The sequence below is a fragment of the Hahella sp. NBU794 genome (assembly GCF_050749805.1).
Taxonomy (GTDB): domain Bacteria; phylum Pseudomonadota; class Gammaproteobacteria; order Pseudomonadales; family Oleiphilaceae; genus Hahella.
Genome location: NZ_CP192738.1, coordinates 4,122,433 through 4,140,359, shown reverse-complemented (window position 1 = coordinate 4,140,359; position 17,927 = coordinate 4,122,433). Strand labels below are relative to the sequence as shown.

Below are 17,927 nucleotides of genomic sequence, written 5' to 3'. Positions count from 1 at the left end.
TAAGGATTAGTAACGATGAAGAAATTAAGCCTCCTTATCCTCGCAGGCGCACTGGCCACTACCGGTTGCCAGCAACAAAACGCCAAGCCGCAGAATGCGGACCAGAAAGCAGATCAGCAAACCGCTCAATCCACCAGCGACCAGCGCACCCAAACCGTGACTGAAGGCGCGGTGACCGGCGCGGCTTTGGGCGCGGTGACTGGCGCTCTGGTGGATAAGGACAAACGCGGACGCGGCGCACTGGTCGGCGCAGCGGCGGGTGGTCTATTGGGCGGTCTGCTGGGCAGCCACGTGCAGGACCAGCGTGAAGAAGCCATCTCCCAGGAAGATACGCTGGACGTGATGATCGCCAAGTCCACCGCACAGCGCGAGTACGCACTGGACACCAGAAACAATCTGCAGAAAGAAATCGAGTCCATCGAAAAAGAAATCGCTCAAGTCAAAAAGACCAAAGTGTCCAACCAGAACAAAAAGCTGGTGTACGCCAAGCAGAATGAGCGTCTGCAAAAAGTCTCCGCAGAAAACGCCGGCCAGATCGAAGTGTTGGAAGACTACCATCAGCACCTGGTGACCAAGTTCGACGCCATGCTGGCTGAAAACCCTGCGCCGACGCCTGAAAAAGACGCGCTGCAGAAAGAAATCGTCGCACTGACTGACGCTATCCGCTCCATGCGCGTGCAGGAAGAGCAGTTGGCGGCTATCCAGCAGAACCTGATCTAATCTCAGGCCGGACAAGGAGAAGCGCGTATGACTCTGCGAACTCTGTCTGCCGGCCTGATCGCCGCGTCCTTCCTGCTGGGAGGATGCGCGCATCAGCCGAATACGGACAACAATCCCCGCAAAGGCGGCTTTTTTGAAGGCCTGTATGGGGTGTACGGCGGCGATTACGAAGCGCGTAAGGTCGGCAAAGAGCGTGAGCTGGGCGAGGTTAACGCGGAGACTGCGGAAGTCGAAGCCGGCAACCGCGAGCTGGAAATGACCAAAGCCGAGCGCACGGCGGCGCTCAAGATTCAGCGCGCAGAGTTGAACAAACTGAGAAAGCAATTGGACAAGGCTTCCAATAACCTGTCCGCGCTCAAGCAAAAAGTGGGCGTGCAGGAATCCAGCAAGCAGGAGCTGCAGGATAAAGTCGCCGAACTGGAGTACGCCATGAATAACCTGAAGGTTAAGCTCGGGCGCGCCGAAGTCGGCAGTGAAGTCATGTCGGCGGCGGACATGGCCTCGCTGGAAAATCAGCGCGACAGTCTGCTGGATGAATATCAGTTGCTGCAGGAACGCGCGGACCTTCAATTGCAATGATCCCGGGAAGACGCACTGCGCTTCCATGCCTGTTATTGGCGGCCGCCTGCGCTTCTGCGGCGGCCGCTTCTCTCGACACTATCGTCAATGAAAACTGGTATGCGAGCGATGCCGCCAAAGCGCTGCTATTGCAGGAGCGCAAGGATTTGGCGCGACTGCTGCCATTGCTGGACCCCTATGGTCTGGTGATTCCCCCCGAGCGCGCGCGGCGCGGACTGGGCGGAGTGGAATTCGCGCTAGGTCGTCAGCGCTTGATATACCCGCTTCCGGACGGCGGATTGGAGCAAGCGGGAGTCAACCGTCCTTTCATTTGGCTAAATCCCAGTAAAATCAGTCCTGATAGTGAAATCGTCCTTGTCGAAGGTCGTTGGCCTGACCAGTCAGAAAGCTGGTCCCGCCAAGTGCGTTTAGAGCCCTTTAACGCGCCGGATATGATCATCGACGCGAAGCAACAAACGCTGACCTTGTTCCGTATCGACGCCCGCTCAACCCGCGCCACCCTCAATCGTCTCAGCGTAAGGTTGAAGGAAGGGTATACCCTGGATCTGCGTTACTGTCAGGGCGGCGACTTATACGAAACCATCGACATACTTTCCGATTGGCTGCCCGAAGACAAGAAAGTCGCGGAGTTGATCGCCGCCAGCGGGGAAAAGTATGAGTATTACAGCCAGAAAACCGCAAACCACCCGGCGGTTCCAGGCGTCATCCTGCAAAGCGAATTAACCGCCAGCGCATGCGAAGTGATGGCGGGCGCGCTGAAGACGCATTTGGACGTTCCTATTGCGGGGGCGCCTTCCTACGGCAAATGCTGGTCCCAGCAGGAATTCATGCTGAACGACGGCAGCCGTTTGCATTTGACCACCCACTATTACGCCTATGCGCCGGACTTTGAATGCCGCGGCGCCGGTATCCCGGTGGATCAGGCTATTCCGGCGCCGCGGCGATTTCTTCCCGCTGCGGCGCTTAAAGGCCTGCCGCAACGGGAAGATTAACGCTCAGCTTTCAGCCTGCGTTCGAAAACGCTGCTGAGGCAGCGGCGTCTTTAGCGCTTCCTGGCCTGCAAATGGGCCTTTCTGTCGATAGTGCAATCCGCCTGTGCTCCAGCGCCTCAAAATCTCATCAATGATATCGGGATGACTTCCCAGGTGAAGCCGCACATAGGGGGCCGGGGCCTGTTGATTGAACAGCGACGCGCACAACATCGTGCCGGTGGCGTAAAACAGGTCGTCGCGGAAACGATCAATGCCGGCGGGTTCTTTCTGGTAGACCTCGGGCACGGCGAAAATCATGTAAGACGTGGAGGGGCCGATGCAGATTTCGTCTTGCGGCCAACCCAGTTGCGTCACCAGAAACTGCTTCACATGTTCTTTCTGTCGCGCGTACTGCAACCCGGTTTCTACCGTCCAGTCCGCGGCGTCCTGGGTGGCCAGCCAGGCGCACATGACTTCCGCGTTGTGGGTATTGCAGTGATAGCGGTTGATCCAGGATTCTCGCGCTAGCTGACGCAACAGCAGGGGAGATGTCGTTATCGCCGCCACGCCCATGGTGTTGCAACTGAATTGCTTGCCGAAGGGGCGTGTGGAGACCCAGCGCTCAAACATGCCGGAGCGAACCAGCGCGTTGTCTCCGCCATTTTGATCAAAAGCATGCAAGAGCGCCTTCAGATGGTTCACTATCGGCGTTCTGGGGTCATGCACGTTGAAGTAGGCGTCATCCAGGAGCAAGTAAGCGGACTCCTCGGCGCAAACCTGTAACAGGTGCTCCGTCACTTCCGTCGGCCACTGCATGCCGGTGGGATTATGCTGCGGGTTGCTGACGGCGAGCGCAATACGTCGGCTTTGCAGTCCGCGCAGGTCGCCGATAATGTCTTTCCATTCCGACAAATTGGGCCGCCAGCCATGTTGCGGCCGGATGGGCAGGTAGACCACTTCAAAGCCCACATCTTTGAAAATCCCTCGATAGTCCCAGCTGGGGGTGGGAACCAGAGCTACTGGCGCGGCTTCGGGCCAGCGAGCCTTAAATTGCCGATATGCGACTTTCGCCAGATCGTACATGGCCATGCGCGTCGTCATCGCCAGACAACCAACGTCAATACGGCCGGCGAAGCCTTGCAGCAGCGAATACAGATCATGCTCGGCGAGAATCAGGCGATGCAGGAAGTCGCGATGACGCTGAATGCCGTAACCACACTCCGCGTATCCCATGTCTTCAGGTCGAAAGGTGAACTGGTTGATAAAATCCAGAAATCCCGGGCAGACCCCGTTCCAGTGTTCGCCTTTTACTGCATACAGCGGCGGGCCATGAGGCTCGCCGGCGTCGATATAGTGATGATACAGCTGCTGTTCGGGAGAACATTGTCGCAATTGCTCGGAGTCATTGCGCAGGTGATCCGCCGCTGCGCGAATGTGACGGCGCATAAACGGCGTGTGTAAGGGGGGAGCAGGTATATCGGAATGGTCGGAAGTAGAACGATCGGAAGGGAAAGGGGCGTCTTGACGCTCAAATGTGCGTGACATATCGGACCTCCATTTCTAACGACTGCATAGTAAAGTTTAGTTTTTCGCCGCAGGGCGTCCATTGGGCGTTAAAATTATTCCTCATTAGGATTGCCGCTGCATTGATTTCGATGCTATGTTTGCCCACATGAAACTCATCAATCTTTTTTCGACCACCCGCACCACCACCAAATGGCTTGGAGGGTAGTGCGCGTCTGAAGAAAAAGGACCCTCCGAGCGAGAGCCGGAGGGTTTTTTTTCGCCTTCTTGTTTTCGTTTCGGGTCCTGAACTTGTACTGAAAACGAAGCCGTAGGAGGCGAACCATGAAAAATCATCGCGATATCGCAGAAGAACTCGATCTATTCCATTCAGAACCACAGGGGCCCGGTATGGCGTTCTGGCATCCGCGCGGCTGGCGGATGTTCCGGACTGTTAAAAACCATATTCGCGCCGCCTATGAAGCCGAAGGCTTCCAGGAAGTGGCCACGCCGCAGCTTTTGAAGCGGGAGCTGTGGGAGACTTCCGGACATTGGGAAAAATACGCCGATGACATGTTTGTCGGCGCCGGGTTTGGCGACGAGCCGGAATATGCGCTGAAGCCCATGTCCTGTCCAGCGCATATTCTGCTGTATAAGCGAGGCGTGCGCAGTTACAAGTCTCTGCCATTGCGTTTGTTCGAGTTTGGCTCGGTGCACCGCAATGAACGCTCCGGGGCCTTGAACGGGTTGATGCGTCTGCGCCAGTTCACTCAGGACGACGCACACGTTTTCTGTCGCTGGGATCAGGTCAGCGACGAGATTCAGGCGTTTTTGCGCCGGGCCGAGCGCGTGTATGCGGATTACGGATACGGACGCCCACAGGTATTCATATCCACTCGCCCGCAGCGGGACTACTTTGGCGCGCCGGAAGATTGGGAGCGCGCCGAACTCATGCTGGCGGCGGCCTGTGAAGCGGCTGGCGCGGAGTTTGTCCGGCAGGAAGGCGAGGGCGCATTTTACGGTCCCAAGATTGAACTGGCGCTCAAGGACGGGCAGGGGCGTCAATGGCAGATGGGCACTATCCAGCTGGACTTCAACATGCCGGAGCGCTTTGACCTGCATTATATCGACGCCGCCGGCGAACGGCGCCGGCCGGTGATTTTGCATCAGGCGGTGTATGGCTCCATTGAGCGTTGGATCGGCGTGCTGCTGGAGTCTTATCAGGCGGCGCTGCCGGCCTGGGTGCATCCGCAACCGGTGGTGCTGGCCTCAGTGGGGCAAGACTCAGTCGCCTATTGTGAAAGCGTTGGCGATTTGTTGAGGCGTCACGGCGTCCCCGTTGAAATGGACCTGGACGATGTTTCCCTGGCGAAAAAAATGAAGCTGCTGAGGCGGAGCAGAACGCCCGTTGTCTTGATCGCCGGCGCGCAGGAAATGGCGGACAACTCCATCGTAGTGCGTCGACGTGGCGGTGAGCAGGCGCTGGCGTCGCGGGAAGATATCGTTGCGATCGTGAGGGAAGCGCTGGCGGTCGCCAACTCAGTGGATGCTGTTGGGCGCGAATCTGCTCATGAGACGGCGCTGGCAGACTAATGGCTGGCAGAGTAGCGACTTGCAGAGTAACGGGAAAATGAGACGGCTCACGCCGTCCCATTACTATGACGTCCTGGCTACTGGCTACTGGCTACTGGCTACTGGCTACAGAGAGACGCCTAATACGCGGAATTCCAGCAAGCTGGTCCAGTCGCCGTCATAGACATTGGCGTCGTTGACGCGGATGCGCACGTAGCGCCCCGCGGCATCGACCTCATCGTGGTTAGGCGCCTCGATGGTTCCCGGAGTGGCGTTGTCATTGCGATCCACGATCTGCGTCCAGGGGCCTGCGGCGGCGTCACTGATTTCCACCACATAGTGATAAGCGCGATCTTTGTAGGCGACTAATTCAACCGCGCTGATTTGGGACTTTGAGCCAAGATCCACGGTCAGCGCTTGGGGAAAATATTTCGCCGACCAGCGCGTCTCCACATCGCCGTCCACGGCGCGACTACAGCCGTTGCCGTCCTCTTCATCGGTGCAGGAAACCGGTTTGCCCTGGGCGAGATTGGCCACTGTGGTTGAGCCGCCGTCGCTGGGAGGCTCGCCTCCGGCGGGCGCGCCGAATTCGATTTTATCCAGGTCCGGCGCCCAGGCGCTGGTGTTGTAGAAGCGTATAACGTTGTCCCCGGCGTCGAGGAACAAGCTGTCCTCGTACGCCTTAACCTGACTCCAGCCGCCTGAGTTCAACGCGGCGGAGTCCTCTCCTGCGCCATTGACGCTCCAGTACAGGGTGCGGGTTTTGCCCGAAGTGAAGTGCAGTGTCATGGGATAGTAATCGGCGCTTTTGGCGTTGACTCTGAACTCCGCCCAGTTATCGCCATTACCGATGTAGCCCAGGCCTTTTCCGCCGGACATAAAGGATTTCGACAGGACTTTGGCCTGACCGTGCAACCCGGCAGTTTCCGCTTCTATGGTTGTGACGTCGGGCTCGCCGTCGCCGGGTCCGTCTCCAGAGCATTGGTCATCGCCCTCGGCGATGCAGAAATCGTTAAACAGCACCTTTTCGTCCCGCAGAGACGCCTTGTGGTTGAGACTGCGATAAATGCCCCACTTGGGGCGAACGAAAGGCTTGTCGTTGAGCCACATATCAATGTCATTGGAACTCCAGGACATTAACTCTTGGCCATCGCGCAGACGCTTGATGCGGATGCTGTAAGTGCCGTGGTCGTCAAAGCGGGAGGTTTCGATGACCTCCACCCATTCACCCATAAAGGGCTCCAGGTCCACGATTTTGACCTTGCCGAGATTGACGCTGTCTGAGTTGTGAATGAGCTCCATTTTGTTGGGGCTGCCGGCGCGAGGCGTCAAGGTTATCAACGGCATGCCGCCGCCGTCCCCTTTGATTTGGTGGACGTGAGTGAAGCTATAAGACGGCTGGAAGCCTGAGTCCAGCTTGAACTTCCATCTGTAAGTATGTGTTTCGCCTAGGGTTCCTTTTAATTCGTCAGGCGAAGAGGATGCTGTTTTTACCTCTGAGCGCTGACGGTCGCTGTTGATGCAACGGTCGTCGTCTTCGTCCACATGGGCAAGAAAGGCGAATACATGAGTGTTCAGTTCAGCATTCCATTCTTCCGCAATATGTCTGCCGGCATGGCGACAGTCCGGCGTTTCAGGGTCAGCGCCGAGTTTTTCGGCGAAGAGTTCATAAGTGTTGCCCGGACCATCGGCGGAAACGGTGACCGCCGCCTGGGCGGTGGCGCTGGCCAGAGCGGTCAGTGCGAAGGAGGCCGCCAGAGCGGAGGCGGATGAGCGCCACGGTTTACGAACGACGGCGCAGGGCGGCGTCGGGATAGGGGGGACGGTTGAGGTGTTCATAGTAGTTCCTTCCTGCTGTTCTTATATCCGGGCGGTTTGGGCGGCAGTACGGATGAGTTCCGCCAACAATGAAAATCATGGCGCACTGCAGCGAAACAACAAGAGTGTAAAAAGATGACGGCTGCTCCAATACCCTGGATGGCCTAAGGAGTAGGTGATATTTCGTTTGGAATAAGCCGTAATTCTTTGTCTAATTAATTTAAAAACAATTGGTTATGGATTGTTTTTAAAGTGAATTGGTGAGTTTGGGAGAGCCATTGTCATCTCCCAAAGTGTTCCCAAATGCAAGTTGGCGGGACGGCGTCGACCCCGCACTCAGTAGATGGGGAGAGGGCCATGCTCTTTCACGGAGCGGATGGCGAAACTGCTGTCGATGTTATTGACGGCGGGCAGGCTTTGCAGGCGGCGCACCCAGCGTTCGTATCCCGGTAGATCTGCGCTGACCACTTGCAACAGGTAGTCGAACGGACCTGATACCGTATGGCAATTCACGACCTCGTCCATATTGCGCACCTTTTCTTCGAAGTCGGCGACCACGGACTCTGTGTGCCGGCTTAAACGGACATGCACGAAGATGGTGACCCCCAGTCCCAGCTTGGTTCTGTCCAATTGCGCCCGGTAGGTCTGTATCAGTCCGCTTTCCTCCAGATGTCTGACGCGTCGGGCGCAAGGCGAGGCGGAAAGGCCGACTTTATCCGCCAGTTGCGCCGTAGTGAGTCGGGCGTCCTGTTGCAACAGATCCAATAACTGTCGGTCTATCCGGTCAAGATTTGCTCTCTGCATGCGATTAGCTCCAATCACTACAAATTGATAATTTCTTGGCTTAATGAGCTAATTATGCGCTATTTGATCGTGAAAGTTGCCCGTTTTCGCCTCTTAATTTCCATGATAATGGGAAAAACAACTAACGAGGCATCCCTATGTCCGCCAGTGCGTCCATTAACGCTCACTCTGAGGCGTCCCTGACCCGAGTCACTCCAATCCTGTCTGACTCGAAGCAAAAATTGCTGGGTTATGGCGCTGCTTGTCTCACTGTGTTGATCTGGTCCAGCTATTTTCTCTCCCTTAAGTTTGGCGCGCTGTCGCCCCTGGGGATTTTCGATCTTGCCCTGTTTCGCTTCTGTATTCCCGGTCTTATCCTGATGCCCTTGCTCATCAAACGCCGGCATCGCATTCTCGCGGCGCCCAAACTGTACCTGTTAGGCGTCATGTTGGGGGCGGGGCTGCCGTTCTTTCTGTTGAGCGCCGCCGCCATGGGCTGGGCCCCGGTGGCGGACGGCAGCACATTGATTCCCGGAGCTGCGCCCTTGTTCGTCACGGGTATGGCGGTGCTGATCTTCAAGGAGCCTTTGTCGGTATGGCGTCGATACGGGCTACTGGCGGTGGCGGTGGGCGCCTCCTGTTTTCTCTATTCCTCCTTATCCAATCCTTCCGGTGACCTGTGGCGCGGCCATGTGCTGTTCTTATTCTGTAGCGCCATGTGGGCGGTGTTTACGATTTCCGTTCGTCAAAGCGGCTTGAAGCCCTTGGAGGCGGCAGCGGTAGTAACGACGCCGAATGCGGCGCTGCTATTGATCTGGGCGCTATGGAGCCAGCCCGAATTAGCCTGGAGCGACATGCCTATGATGGAGTTAACGGCGCAGATGCTGGTGCAAGGCATTGGAGTAGGGCTGGGAGCGGGCTTTCTGTACAGTTTTGCGATCTCGCGACTGGGCGCCGAAATTACCTCCGCCATTGGCTCCATGACGCCAGTTTGCGCCACTTTGCTGGCGGCGGTTATGTTACAGGAAAGCGTCGAATTTGCTTCCCTGTTGGGACTGGGCTTGGTAACCTCAGGCGTCATTTGCGCCAGCGGTCTGCTGAACCGGGAGAAAGCCTGAGCAGGTTAAGCGGCGGCGCCGAAAATCACTGAATTTCCAACGTCAATCACTCTATCAGATGGAGTAAAAAACATGTTCGAGCGTTTAAGCGCCCCCAAGCAGGACCCGATCCTGTCCATCAGCGTTGCATTCAAGGAAGACCCCCGACCCAATAAAATCGATCTGGGCATCGGCGTATACCGCAACAGCGAGGGGCAAACGCCGATCATGGCCGCCGTGCGCGAGGCGCAACTGGTGCTGGCGAACACGCAGCAATCGAAAAGCTATGTCGGTCTGGCGGGTGACGAAGTCTTCAACAAGGCGATGGTTGACCTGTTGTTGCAGGGAACCAAATTGCACAGCCGCGCTGCGGGCGTGCAGACGCCTGGCGCCAGCGGCGCGTTGCGTATGCTGGCGGATCTGCTGAAACAAGCGCGTCCGGACGCCACCGTCTGGATCAGCTCGCCCAGTTACGTGAATCACCGTCCGGTGATGGAAGCGGCGGGTCTGACCGTGAAAGAGTACCCGTATTTTATCGCCGAAACCAAAGCGGTGGACGAAGCCGCCATGCTGGCTCAGGTTGAGCAGTTGGGCGAAAGCGATGTGCTGTTGCTGCACGGCTGCTGCCACAACCCCACCGGCGCGGATATTTCCCTGGACGCCTGGAAACGCATTGCGGAACTGACCAACTCGAAAGGGTTTCTACCGTTTGTCGATATCGCCTATCAGGGCTTCGGCGATGGCCTGATGGAAGACGCGGCTGGTTTGCGCATCCTGGCTGACAGCGTGGAAGAGATGATCATCGCCACCTCCTGCTCGAAAAACTTTGGCCTCTATCGCGAGCGCACCGGCGCGGCTATCGTTATCGGCAAAACCATGGAAGAGACCATGAAGGCCCGGGGACGTATCCTGGAAATGGCGCGCTCCACTTACACCATGCCGCCAGATCACGGCGCGGCGATTGTCGCCATGATTTTGAATAACCCGCAGTTGAAGGAAACCTGGTTAACCGAACTGCAGGACATGAACGCCCGCATCAAACGTCTGCGTGAACAATTGGCGACGGCGTTCCAGGCTGCGACTGGCAGTGATCGTTTTGACTACTTCAAACGTCACAAAGGCATGTTCTCCGTCACCAGCCTGAGCGATGAGAAAATCGCTATGCTGCGCCAGGAACATGGCGTGTATCTGGTCGGCGGCGGCCGCTTGAATGTAGCGGGCCTGAGAGAAAGCGACATCGACGCGGTGGTGAAAGCCTTTATCGCTGTCGGCGCTTGATAGACAGACCTGGCGTCACCTCATAAAAAAGCCCCGCGCGGATGGGCGCGCGGGGCTTTAAGGCATCCTGCCGGTCAGGCGCAGTTGCGGACGCCAACAGGCTGATCCTGCAACTACGCCGATTCCCTTTCATCTTGAAACGAACGCCAGGCCGGCAGCGGGTCAGGGTAGGTCACCCAGACTTTTTCGCCCTGAGCCAGTTCCGCATCCGTCAATAAACAGGCGTCGAGTTCGCTTCGTAATCGGTCCCAATCGATTCCCTGTCCGATAAACACCAGCTCCTGTCGCCGATCGCCGTAAGGCTCCAGCCAGTTACCGCGAATCAGACGCAGGGACTCTTCATCCTGAGGCCAGTATTCCTGTGGCGCGCCCGCCCAGAACAGGCCTGCGTAACTGTAACGCATCACGCCGCCGGCCTGGGACCAGCTTCCGGCTTCATACGGGCGGCTGGCCAGCCAGAAATACCCTTTGGAGCGCAGCAGGCGGCCATTATTCCAGTCTCTTTCCAGAAATTGCTGGAAGCGTTCAGGATGGAAAGGGCGACGGGCGCGGAAACTGATGCTGCCAATGCCATACTCCTCAGTCTCCGGCTTGTGCTCGCCGCGCAATTCCTGCAGCCAACCCGGCGCGCGGGAGGCTTTCTCAAAATCGAATCTCCCCGTGTTTAACACTTTAGACAGCGGCGCCTGTCCCATCAAGGCCGCCACGATATCCGCGTCCGGGTTAAGTTTGCGCAGTACGGAAAATAACTCTTCCCGTTCCGCCTGACTGATCAGGTCAAGCTTGCTCACTACCAGCACGTCGCTGAACTCGATCTGTTCCACCAGCAGTTCGGCGACATTGCGCTCGTCTTCAGCCCCTAACGACTCGCCGACCTCCTGCAACGTAGCGGCGTTTTCATAATCGCGCATGAAATTGACGCCATCCACCACCGTGACCAAGGTATCCAGACGGGCGATATCCGCCAGGCTCTCGCCATGTTCATCCCTGAACGTAAATGTCTCGGCTACCGGCAGGGGTTCGGAGACGCCGGTGGATTCAATGACCAGATAATCGAAACGATCCTCCCGCGCCAGACGGGACACCTCCTGTAGTAGATCCTCACGCAAGGTGCAGCAGATACAGCCATTGCTCATTTCCACCAGCTTCTCTTCCGCGCGATTCAGATTCACCTCGCGATTGATCTGGTTGGCGTCAATGTTGATTTCGCTCATGTCATTAACGATGACCGCGACTTTGAGGCCGTCCCGGTTTTGCAGAATATGGTTGAGCAGGGTGGTTTTTCCTGCGCCGAGAAATCCCGACAGCACGGTCACAGGTAATTTACGCATGGTATGACTCCTGGGGAGATAAATAGTGAGTTTTTTAAATGTTATAACATAACAAAAAGACTATTTTGTCAACAAAGTTAAAACTCACAAAGGGAAACAAGAATATCGGTCAAAATTTGTTCGGGTGTTTTATAATTAACAACAGAACTGGCGTTATGAGAGGAATGCCTCTTCTGCAATTCAGCCCACCATCTCTCCTTGGCTACCTCGGAGCTTCAACAATGTCCCCTGTGAAAGTTTCCAAGCTCACCGTGGCGCTCATGTTTAGCCTGTTGTTTTTGGCTGCGCCTGCTTATTCCGCTTGCTCCAAATCCCTGGTCATCAATCAGGCGAATTGGAAGCCTTATATGTACGTGAAGGAAAACGGAGAACTTGCCGGTTTGGACTATGAACTGGTCAAAGCCATATTGGATCTCGCCGGCTGCGAGTATACGTTCGTGCGGATTCCCTCCAAGCGGGCGTTATTGGAACTGGAGAAAGGGCGCGTGGACATGGTGGCGGGCGCCTCCATTACGCCGGAAAGGGAAGTGTACGGGCGCTTCACCGTCAGTTATCGGGATGAAACCATGGTGATTTTCATCCGCAAGGAACAGCAGAACTATTACCCCGCCTCAAGCCTGAATGAGCTGTTGAATAACTATCAGCTGATCTTCGGCGCAGTCATCGGCGCCTATTATGGGGCGGAGTACGAGCTGTTGGATCACGCCTCGCTGGCGAAAGACAACCGCCTGATCCTGATGAAAGACAACGAACGGCTGCTGGATTTACTGGTGTTGAACCGTCTGGACGCTATCGCAGGCGACCGGGTCAGTTTGAGCGTCATGGCGCGAACGCTGGGCATTGCGGAGAAGGTGGCCATTCATGAACACCTGTTGAATCAGGATTTCGTGCATTTCCTGTTAAGCAAGAAATCCACGACGCCGCAGGACCGGGAGGTGCTGAACAGCGCTATTCAGACGTTTGTTAAGTCGGATGAATATAAATATATTCTCAGCCGTTATGGACTGGAGCCCTATACCCGCCCTGGATCGGATAAAGTCTTGCACGACTTTTATCTGGATCAGCTAGAGAAGGCGGAACAGAACTGAGATGAGCGGAACTGAGATGAGATTGCGGCGACTCCGCGCAGATGCGCGGAGTCTGTCGTTTCAGGCATAAAACCTGAGAAAATGTCTGAAGTTATTCAGATCAAGGAGTCAGCACTTCAAACTCCTGACCCGTTTCGAACACGAAGGCCCGACCGGGACATCCTTTAGCATCAAAGTCATACCATTTTGCATGCAATGAACCATCCGTCGTCTTCGTGTAGCCGCAGCCCCGATCGGGGTTCGGCTCGTTCAGGTTCCAGTGCACATCACAGCCGCCGTTGTCGACAAACCCCGTAGAGGTTTTCACATAGCGGCAGTCCTCGGGCCAGATACAGGACAAAGTCCATAAGCCCGCGCACTTGGTTTCCTCTCCCGCCATCACAGCGGCGTTATATTGCTCGTCGACCACCTGAATTCCCTCTATTGTGGCGAATTCCTGAGCCTGTATCGCTGCGCTTAACAACAGCGCGCTCGTCAGCATCATGCCTTGTTTGAAATAAGTCATTTTTTCTCCTTTATTATGTTCGCCTAGTCCTATTGATTGGCTTAAAACGACCGCGCAGAGACGTATCCTGACGCCTTCTGCGCTTTGCTGCGCTCCACTCCAGGTGACATCCAGAGGGGGAGCGTGCGGATGTATTTTTAACACAGTTATTGTGACGAAATATTGTATATTTCCGGCATTTTGAAATGCGTCAGCGCTGTCGTTTCAGACATCTAAAGGAAGCCAGTAATTCGCAGGATTAATTGTTCCAGAACAGGAGGTCGGGAGAGCATAAAATCCGCTATAATTTTCTCGTCATCCGCGCCATTATGGCGGACAAAAAAGGATATCCCGGACAGGAAATATGAAAAAACATGGAACGCTTTTTTTCTTAGTCGTCTTTACCGCCCTGATGGCCTTGCTGGTCGGCGTGTACTGGCAGGAAATCGAACGCAGCGTCGACGCCAAAGATACGCTCGCCCTGGGCGGCACCAAGATGAAATACAGGGAAACCCTGAAGGTGCTGCTGTGGAAGGGCTATATTCCCGACTCCGTGCACAAGAAAATTCAGCAGGATCTGAATATCAACATAGAGGTCACCACTTTTGATTCCGATGCGGAGTTCAAAAAACATCTGAATCTTCACGGCAACGACGACAAGAATCCCAACGATCCGGAAATTCCCTTCGATATCATCATGCCCACCGACTACATGGTGTTGAGTCTGGCGGAGAAAGGGCTGATCGAGAAAATCAATTACGACAAGATTCCCAACTACCGCAATATCGCGATGAACCTGCGGCGTCAGGATTTCGCCAGAAGCCTGTTCGATTACTCGGTGCCTTATATCTACGGCAGCCTGGGCATTGGTTATAACTACTGGGAAATCGGCAATATCGTTTTTAACTGGAAGATGCTGTTCGAACCACAGTCGAACACGTCTCTGAAAGGGTTGATAGCGATTTCGCCGGACGCCCGCATTAGCCTTGGCATTGCGCTGCTCGCCATGGGCAAGTCGCCCAATTCCACAGATGAGGACGAAGTACAAAAGGCGGGGGAATATCTGAAAACGGCTATCGCCAAGTACGATATACGCATGATGAACTCCGGCATGGGCGACATGCTGGCCAGTCAGGACTTGTTGCTGACCATGGCCTGGAGCGGTGAAATTGCGGAAGCGCTCAATGAAGACCCGGACGTCAGCGGCATTAACAGCCTGGCGGCGAAAATCGTGCGTTTCTCTTTACCGGACGAGGGCGCTCTGGTGTATTTCGACGCGCTGGCGATTCCCAAAACTTCCACCAAGCAGGAACTGGCGTTGGAATACATCAACTGCCTGCTCGATCCCTTCATGTCGGCGGACGTCACCAATTACTCCTACTTCGCCACCGTCAATCAACAGGCGGAGCCTTATGTGAAGACTGAGATCGTGAATGGCCCGGCCTACTTCCTGCCCACCACCACCGGTCCTGTGTTTATCCGCCAATACCTTGGAGATGACGAGAAGATCTATGACACCGTATGGCGCGACGTCATGCGCTTTTACTTCGAACATCTACGCAAGCAGAACTACTACAAAACCGAACGCAGCCAGCACCAGCTCTGGAAGTTCTGAGGCGACCGTCAATCGACGGTCACCCCCACATCCTGACGTTGTTCAATGCCTTCCCCCAGATTCTTGGTGCTGGGTTTGGCGGTTGGCGTTGAAGGGATGATGACGTTGGAAGGCGCGGACGGGTCGCTTGCTCTCGGCTGCGCAGTCGGCGTTGCGGAGGAGGTCAGGGCGTCGTCCGTCTGAGCGATGTTGGTGGACTTCAGGCTGGAGGCGAACACGGAGGACAGGTCCGAAATGCCCACGGGAGAACTGGGCGCCGCCGCAGTGGTCGTGTCGCCGGCGGTATTCAGAATCAACGGCAGACCGTCGGTGCCGCTGCCGCCAATCACCACCAGCTTGGCGTTGTTGGATTTCGCCAGCTCCAGTGTGGCGCGAATACCCTGATAGCGCAGATATTCTGGGGTCAGCCCTTCGTTGACGTTTTTCTGGAACAGCTGAATCCCTTGCGACTCATACTGCTTGCGCTGAATCTCCAACTGCTCCCGCTCCAGAATATAGGTGTACGCCAGAGCCTTTTGTTCCTCTTCCAGTTTGGTTTCTATGGCGGAGGCGACGGTGTCCGGCAGATGAATTTCCTTGATCAGCAGATCGTCCAGCACGATATGCCGTTGTTGCAGTTCGGTCAGCGCCATCAGCACGATGTTCTGAATGATGTTGCCCTGGGTGGCGTAAATGTCGTCCGGTTCATACTCGCCCAGCACCCGACGGATAATGGCCTGGGTTTCCGGTATCACCACCCGGTCGATGTACTCCGGTCCTACATACTCATGTAACAGGTACAGCGTCTTGCGATTGGGCGAGAAACGCACGGACGCGCGCACCCGAATCAGCAGGCCGTTTTTACTGAGCACGGTGAAGATGGTTTCCCGCTGCTGCACCCGCACTTCGTATTTGTACATGATGTTGAACGGGTTAATGATGTGCAGCCCGCCGCCGTAGACCCGCTGCTCCACGCCGTCGTCGAAGCGTTTCCAGAGCACGCCGGCTTCCCCGGGGTAAATATTGATGAAGATGCGGTGAAATAAGTAGGCGACAAGAAACAGGAAGATAAAAAACAACACGATGAGAGGGACCTTGGCGCGGCGCCAGAATGGCCGCCAGCGCGTCATGAATCTCTCTCTCCAGCGTTTATTTCCCTTACTTCTCATGGATGCCGTCGCATTCATACCCAAAAGTCCCTTCTTGAACCAAACGTCTGCACTCTCCTGACGCTGGAGAGTTAAATGTGCAGACTAGGATTTGTGATTATTTTGCCAGCGTCGAGTTTGATCACCCGGTCAGCGATATCGAAATAATGATCGTCGTGGGTGGCCGCGATAATGGTTTTACCCTGCGCCTTCATTTCGGGAAGGATGGTCTCATAGAAATAGCGCCGGAAATCCGGGTCCTGATCCGCAGCCCATTCATCGAAAACATAGATCTGTTTGTCCTCCAGCAAGGACACAATCAGCGCCATACGTTTCTTCTGGCCGGTGGACAGCTTGATGTCGCTGATTTCGTTGTCCTTGATCTGGCAACGCTCCGACAGTTTCATCAGCTCCAGCAGGCGCTTCACTTTGCTGCGATCTTTGACGTCCACGCCATACAGATGCTTGAACAAATGGAAGTCGGAAAAGATGACGGAATACAGGCTGCGGTATAGCAGCATGTTGTTGGCGTGCAGGGGGCTTCCGTCCAGTAAAATACTGCCGGTATCGGGCTGGTATAGCGCCGTCAGCAGCTTGAGAAAGGTGGACTTGCCGCTGCCGTTGCCGCCGATCATGAAGATGATCTCGCCCCGTTTGATCGTCAGATCGATAGGCCCGACGGTGAAGCCTTTGGCTTGCCCCGGGCCTGGCTGTCCGTTTTCGTTGTAGCTGAATTTGAGGTTGTCGCAACAGATTTCCTGGAACGGCGCTTCCTGATTCTGTGCGAGGGCGTCCTCATCGGAGAAGTGCGTCAGTTGGTCTGATTCGATGCTGCGCAAACCGTCCAGCTCTGTCTCCAGGCGCTGAATATTGACGATGGCCACGTTGCTTTTGGCGATCAATGGCGCCACGCCGACGATTTCGCTCAAGGGGCCGATGACGAACAGCATGATGGCCGCCAGCTTGGGAATGCTCTCTGTGGAAGAGGCGCTGATCATCGGAATCAGGAAGATGATGGACGCCATCAGAATAAAGGTGAAACTCTGGGTGAAGACGTTGAGGTTGTTGTACGCCAGACCGGTTTCTATTTTCAGCGTCTCCATACTGTTGGAGAGCGGCAGCAAACGCTCCTGGTAGAAACAGTTGCTTTTCGACGGGTTGATCTTCAGCTCCTTGAAGCCGTCCAACAGTTCGCCAAGGGCGTCGAAATACTCATTCTGCTTCTCCGACGCCATGTGCAGCTTACGGTGCAATACGCGCTGTCGGGCGAAAAAATAGAGCAGACAGAGCGCAGTGGTCAGCACGGTGAGGAGCAGGGCGGTGGTGGACACATAAGCAATGAACATCAGCGCGAATATCACCATCACAAAAGAGCCGATGGCGTTGATGATGAAGGGCGTATATTGCGACAGCGTCAGGGTTTCCGTATTCAAAACCGAATACATACGACCGCGGCCCACTTTCTCAAACGCGCGCAGGTCCGTTTTACGGATTTTATCGGCGATGCGGGTGCGGATACGCTCAAGGACATGCTCCACCTGGGTGGTGTTGTAATTGAGGGTATAGCGTTTGCTGAGCCAGAATGCGGCGAGGGCGACGGCGAACATCAGCAGGTAGCGGAAGTTCAGTTCATGGGGGGCGGCGTGTTGCGCGGCGTGAATAACGATGACGGCGATGACGCCGTTGAGCATACCGCTGACCACCACCATCGCCAGCGCGTAATAATTGAAGTCCGCGTGTTCCCGTTTAATAAAGTTCAGAAATTCCATATAACGCAGCGACCGCCCATGTCCGGGTGATAAGGGATTCTTTTTGTATTTCTGTCAGACGGGTGCTGGGGGAAGAATAGATAGAGAGCGGACAAAGCCCTGTAAATACAGCATTTTTCCTGTTTTTCGATCACCCTTCCATAGTGTGCGAAATCATTCTAGGAGCTTTGCGCCGATATTTCTAATATTTCC

Annotated in this window: 15 protein-coding genes; 8 read left to right on the top strand and 7 right to left on the bottom strand. The window is 55.5% G+C overall.

What is annotated here, in order from left to right; translation table 11 throughout:
- The first annotated feature begins 15 nt into the window (after positions 1 to 15).
- The 3 genes from ACQYWX_RS18105 to ACQYWX_RS18095 are packed head-to-tail and all read left to right on the top strand — an operon-like array spanning position 16 to position 2,291.
- The gene (locus ACQYWX_RS18105; protein WP_127971371.1) at positions 16 to 720 is read left to right on the top strand and encodes a glycine zipper domain-containing protein; all 705 of its coding nucleotides are present in this window, start codon (positions 16 to 18) and stop codon (positions 718 to 720) included.
- Positions 721 to 747: 27 nt separating this feature from the next.
- Complete coding sequence (locus ACQYWX_RS18100) at positions 748 to 1,299, top strand: hypothetical protein (protein ID WP_431685845.1); 552 nt, start codon at positions 748 to 750, stop codon at positions 1,297 to 1,299.
- On the top strand, positions 1,296 to 2,291 hold the full coding sequence (locus tag ACQYWX_RS18095; protein WP_431685844.1) for a S41 family peptidase: 996 nt from the start codon (positions 1,296 to 1,298) through the stop codon (positions 2,289 to 2,291). The genes ACQYWX_RS18100 and ACQYWX_RS18095 overlap by 4 nt, the downstream gene beginning before the upstream one ends.
- A 3-nt stretch (positions 2,292 to 2,294) precedes the next feature.
- Here ACQYWX_RS18095 and ACQYWX_RS18090 read toward each other — a convergent pair whose 3' ends face one another.
- The gene (locus ACQYWX_RS18090) at positions 2,295 to 3,815 is read right to left on the bottom strand and encodes an aminotransferase class I/II-fold pyridoxal phosphate-dependent enzyme (RefSeq protein ID WP_431685843.1); all 1,521 of its coding nucleotides are present in this window, start codon (positions 3,813 to 3,815) and stop codon (positions 2,295 to 2,297) included.
- A 303-nt stretch (positions 3,816 to 4,118) separates the two neighbouring features.
- Between ACQYWX_RS18090 and thrS the strand changes: the two genes are divergently transcribed.
- The gene (gene thrS, locus ACQYWX_RS18085; RefSeq protein WP_216739169.1) at positions 4,119 to 5,366 is read left to right on the top strand and encodes a threonine--tRNA ligase; all 1,248 of its coding nucleotides are present in this window, start codon (positions 4,119 to 4,121) and stop codon (positions 5,364 to 5,366) included.
- A gap of 105 nt (positions 5,367 to 5,471) precedes the next feature.
- Here the strand turns inward: thrS and ACQYWX_RS18080 are convergent, their stop codons facing one another.
- Positions 5,472 to 7,184: a discoidin domain-containing protein gene (locus ACQYWX_RS18080; RefSeq protein WP_431685842.1), complete on the bottom strand. Its 1,713-nt coding sequence runs from the start codon at positions 7,182 to 7,184 to the stop codon at positions 5,472 to 5,474.
- Positions 7,185 to 7,499: 315 nt separating this feature from the next.
- Positions 7,500 to 7,967 carry an Lrp/AsnC family transcriptional regulator gene (locus ACQYWX_RS18075; protein WP_279502636.1) on the bottom strand — a complete coding sequence of 156 codons (468 nt, stop codon included), beginning with the start codon at positions 7,965 to 7,967 and terminating at the stop codon, positions 7,500 to 7,502.
- Positions 7,968 to 8,104: 137 nt separating this feature from the next.
- Between ACQYWX_RS18075 and ACQYWX_RS18070 the strand changes: the two genes are divergently transcribed.
- The gene (locus ACQYWX_RS18070) at positions 8,105 to 9,064 is read left to right on the top strand and encodes a DMT family transporter (protein WP_216739166.1); all 960 of its coding nucleotides are present in this window, start codon (positions 8,105 to 8,107) and stop codon (positions 9,062 to 9,064) included.
- Positions 9,065 to 9,136: 72 nt separating this feature from the next.
- Complete coding sequence (locus ACQYWX_RS18065) at positions 9,137 to 10,321, top strand: aromatic amino acid transaminase (protein ID WP_431685841.1); 1,185 nt, start codon at positions 9,137 to 9,139, stop codon at positions 10,319 to 10,321.
- Between the two features lie 113 nt (positions 10,322 to 10,434).
- Here the strand turns inward: ACQYWX_RS18065 and zigA are convergent, their stop codons facing one another.
- A complete protein-coding gene (gene zigA, locus ACQYWX_RS18060) occupies positions 10,435 to 11,652 on the bottom strand; it encodes a zinc metallochaperone GTPase ZigA (RefSeq protein ID WP_431685840.1) in 1,218 nt (405 codons plus the stop codon).
- A gap of 221 nt (positions 11,653 to 11,873) precedes the next feature.
- On the opposite strand from zigA, the gene ACQYWX_RS18055 reads away from it, so the two are divergent.
- Positions 11,874 to 12,740 (top strand): substrate-binding periplasmic protein, encoded by an 867-nt coding sequence (locus ACQYWX_RS18055; protein WP_279502627.1) that lies wholly within the window; start codon positions 11,874 to 11,876, stop codon positions 12,738 to 12,740.
- A gap of 100 nt (positions 12,741 to 12,840) precedes the next feature.
- Here the strand turns inward: ACQYWX_RS18055 and ACQYWX_RS18050 are convergent, their stop codons facing one another.
- Positions 12,841 to 13,245 (bottom strand): hypothetical protein, encoded by a 405-nt coding sequence (locus ACQYWX_RS18050; RefSeq protein ID WP_431685839.1) that lies wholly within the window; start codon positions 13,243 to 13,245, stop codon positions 12,841 to 12,843.
- A gap of 343 nt (positions 13,246 to 13,588) precedes the next feature.
- Between ACQYWX_RS18050 and ACQYWX_RS18045 the strand changes: the two genes are divergently transcribed.
- Positions 13,589 to 14,839, top strand: coding sequence for a polyamine ABC transporter substrate-binding protein (locus ACQYWX_RS18045; protein ID WP_216739161.1), 1,251 nt, complete (start codon positions 13,589 to 13,591; stop codon positions 14,837 to 14,839).
- A gap of 8 nt (positions 14,840 to 14,847) precedes the next feature.
- On the opposite strand, the gene ACQYWX_RS18040 is transcribed toward ACQYWX_RS18045, so the two are convergent.
- Together ACQYWX_RS18040 and ACQYWX_RS18035 are read right to left on the bottom strand one after the other, a co-directional pair.
- Entirely contained in the window at positions 14,848 to 15,948 is a 1,101-nt protein-coding gene (locus ACQYWX_RS18040; protein ID WP_431685838.1) for a prohibitin family protein, read from the bottom strand.
- 110 nt (positions 15,949 to 16,058) lie between these two features.
- Positions 16,059 to 17,735, bottom strand: coding sequence for a cyclic peptide export ABC transporter (locus tag ACQYWX_RS18035; RefSeq protein WP_431685837.1), 1,677 nt, complete (start codon positions 17,733 to 17,735; stop codon positions 16,059 to 16,061).
- Positions 17,736 to 17,927: the final 192 nt, after the last annotated feature.

Coding starts and splice junctions, on each gene's coding strand:
- ACQYWX_RS18105 (WP_127971371.1), top strand. CDS start 16: ATGAAGAAATTAAGCCTCCTTATCCTCGCAGGCGCACTGGCCACTACC.
- ACQYWX_RS18100 (WP_431685845.1), top strand. CDS start 748: ATGACTCTGCGAACTCTGTCTGCCGGCCTGATCGCCGCGTCCTTCCTG.
- ACQYWX_RS18095 (WP_431685844.1), top strand. CDS start 1,296: ATGATCCCGGGAAGACGCACTGCGCTTCCATGCCTGTTATTGGCGGCC.
- ACQYWX_RS18090 (WP_431685843.1), bottom strand. CDS start 3,815: ATGTCACGCACATTTGAGCGTCAAGACGCCCCTTTCCCTTCCGATCGT.
- thrS (WP_216739169.1), top strand. CDS start 4,119: ATGAAAAATCATCGCGATATCGCAGAAGAACTCGATCTATTCCATTCA.
- ACQYWX_RS18080 (WP_431685842.1), bottom strand. CDS start 7,184: ATGAACACCTCAACCGTCCCCCCTATCCCGACGCCGCCCTGCGCCGTC.
- ACQYWX_RS18075 (WP_279502636.1), bottom strand. CDS start 7,967: ATGCAGAGAGCAAATCTTGACCGGATAGACCGACAGTTATTGGATCTG.
- ACQYWX_RS18070 (WP_216739166.1), top strand. CDS start 8,105: ATGTCCGCCAGTGCGTCCATTAACGCTCACTCTGAGGCGTCCCTGACC.
- ACQYWX_RS18065 (WP_431685841.1), top strand. CDS start 9,137: ATGTTCGAGCGTTTAAGCGCCCCCAAGCAGGACCCGATCCTGTCCATC.
- zigA (WP_431685840.1), bottom strand. CDS start 11,652: ATGCGTAAATTACCTGTGACCGTGCTGTCGGGATTTCTCGGCGCAGGA.
- ACQYWX_RS18055 (WP_279502627.1), top strand. CDS start 11,874: ATGTCCCCTGTGAAAGTTTCCAAGCTCACCGTGGCGCTCATGTTTAGC.
- ACQYWX_RS18050 (WP_431685839.1), bottom strand. CDS start 13,245: ATGACTTATTTCAAACAAGGCATGATGCTGACGAGCGCGCTGTTGTTA.
- ACQYWX_RS18045 (WP_216739161.1), top strand. CDS start 13,589: ATGAAAAAACATGGAACGCTTTTTTTCTTAGTCGTCTTTACCGCCCTG.
- ACQYWX_RS18040 (WP_431685838.1), bottom strand. CDS start 15,948: ATGACGCGCTGGCGGCCATTCTGGCGCCGCGCCAAGGTCCCTCTCATC.
- ACQYWX_RS18035 (WP_431685837.1), bottom strand. CDS start 17,735: ATGGAATTTCTGAACTTTATTAAACGGGAACACGCGGACTTCAATTAT.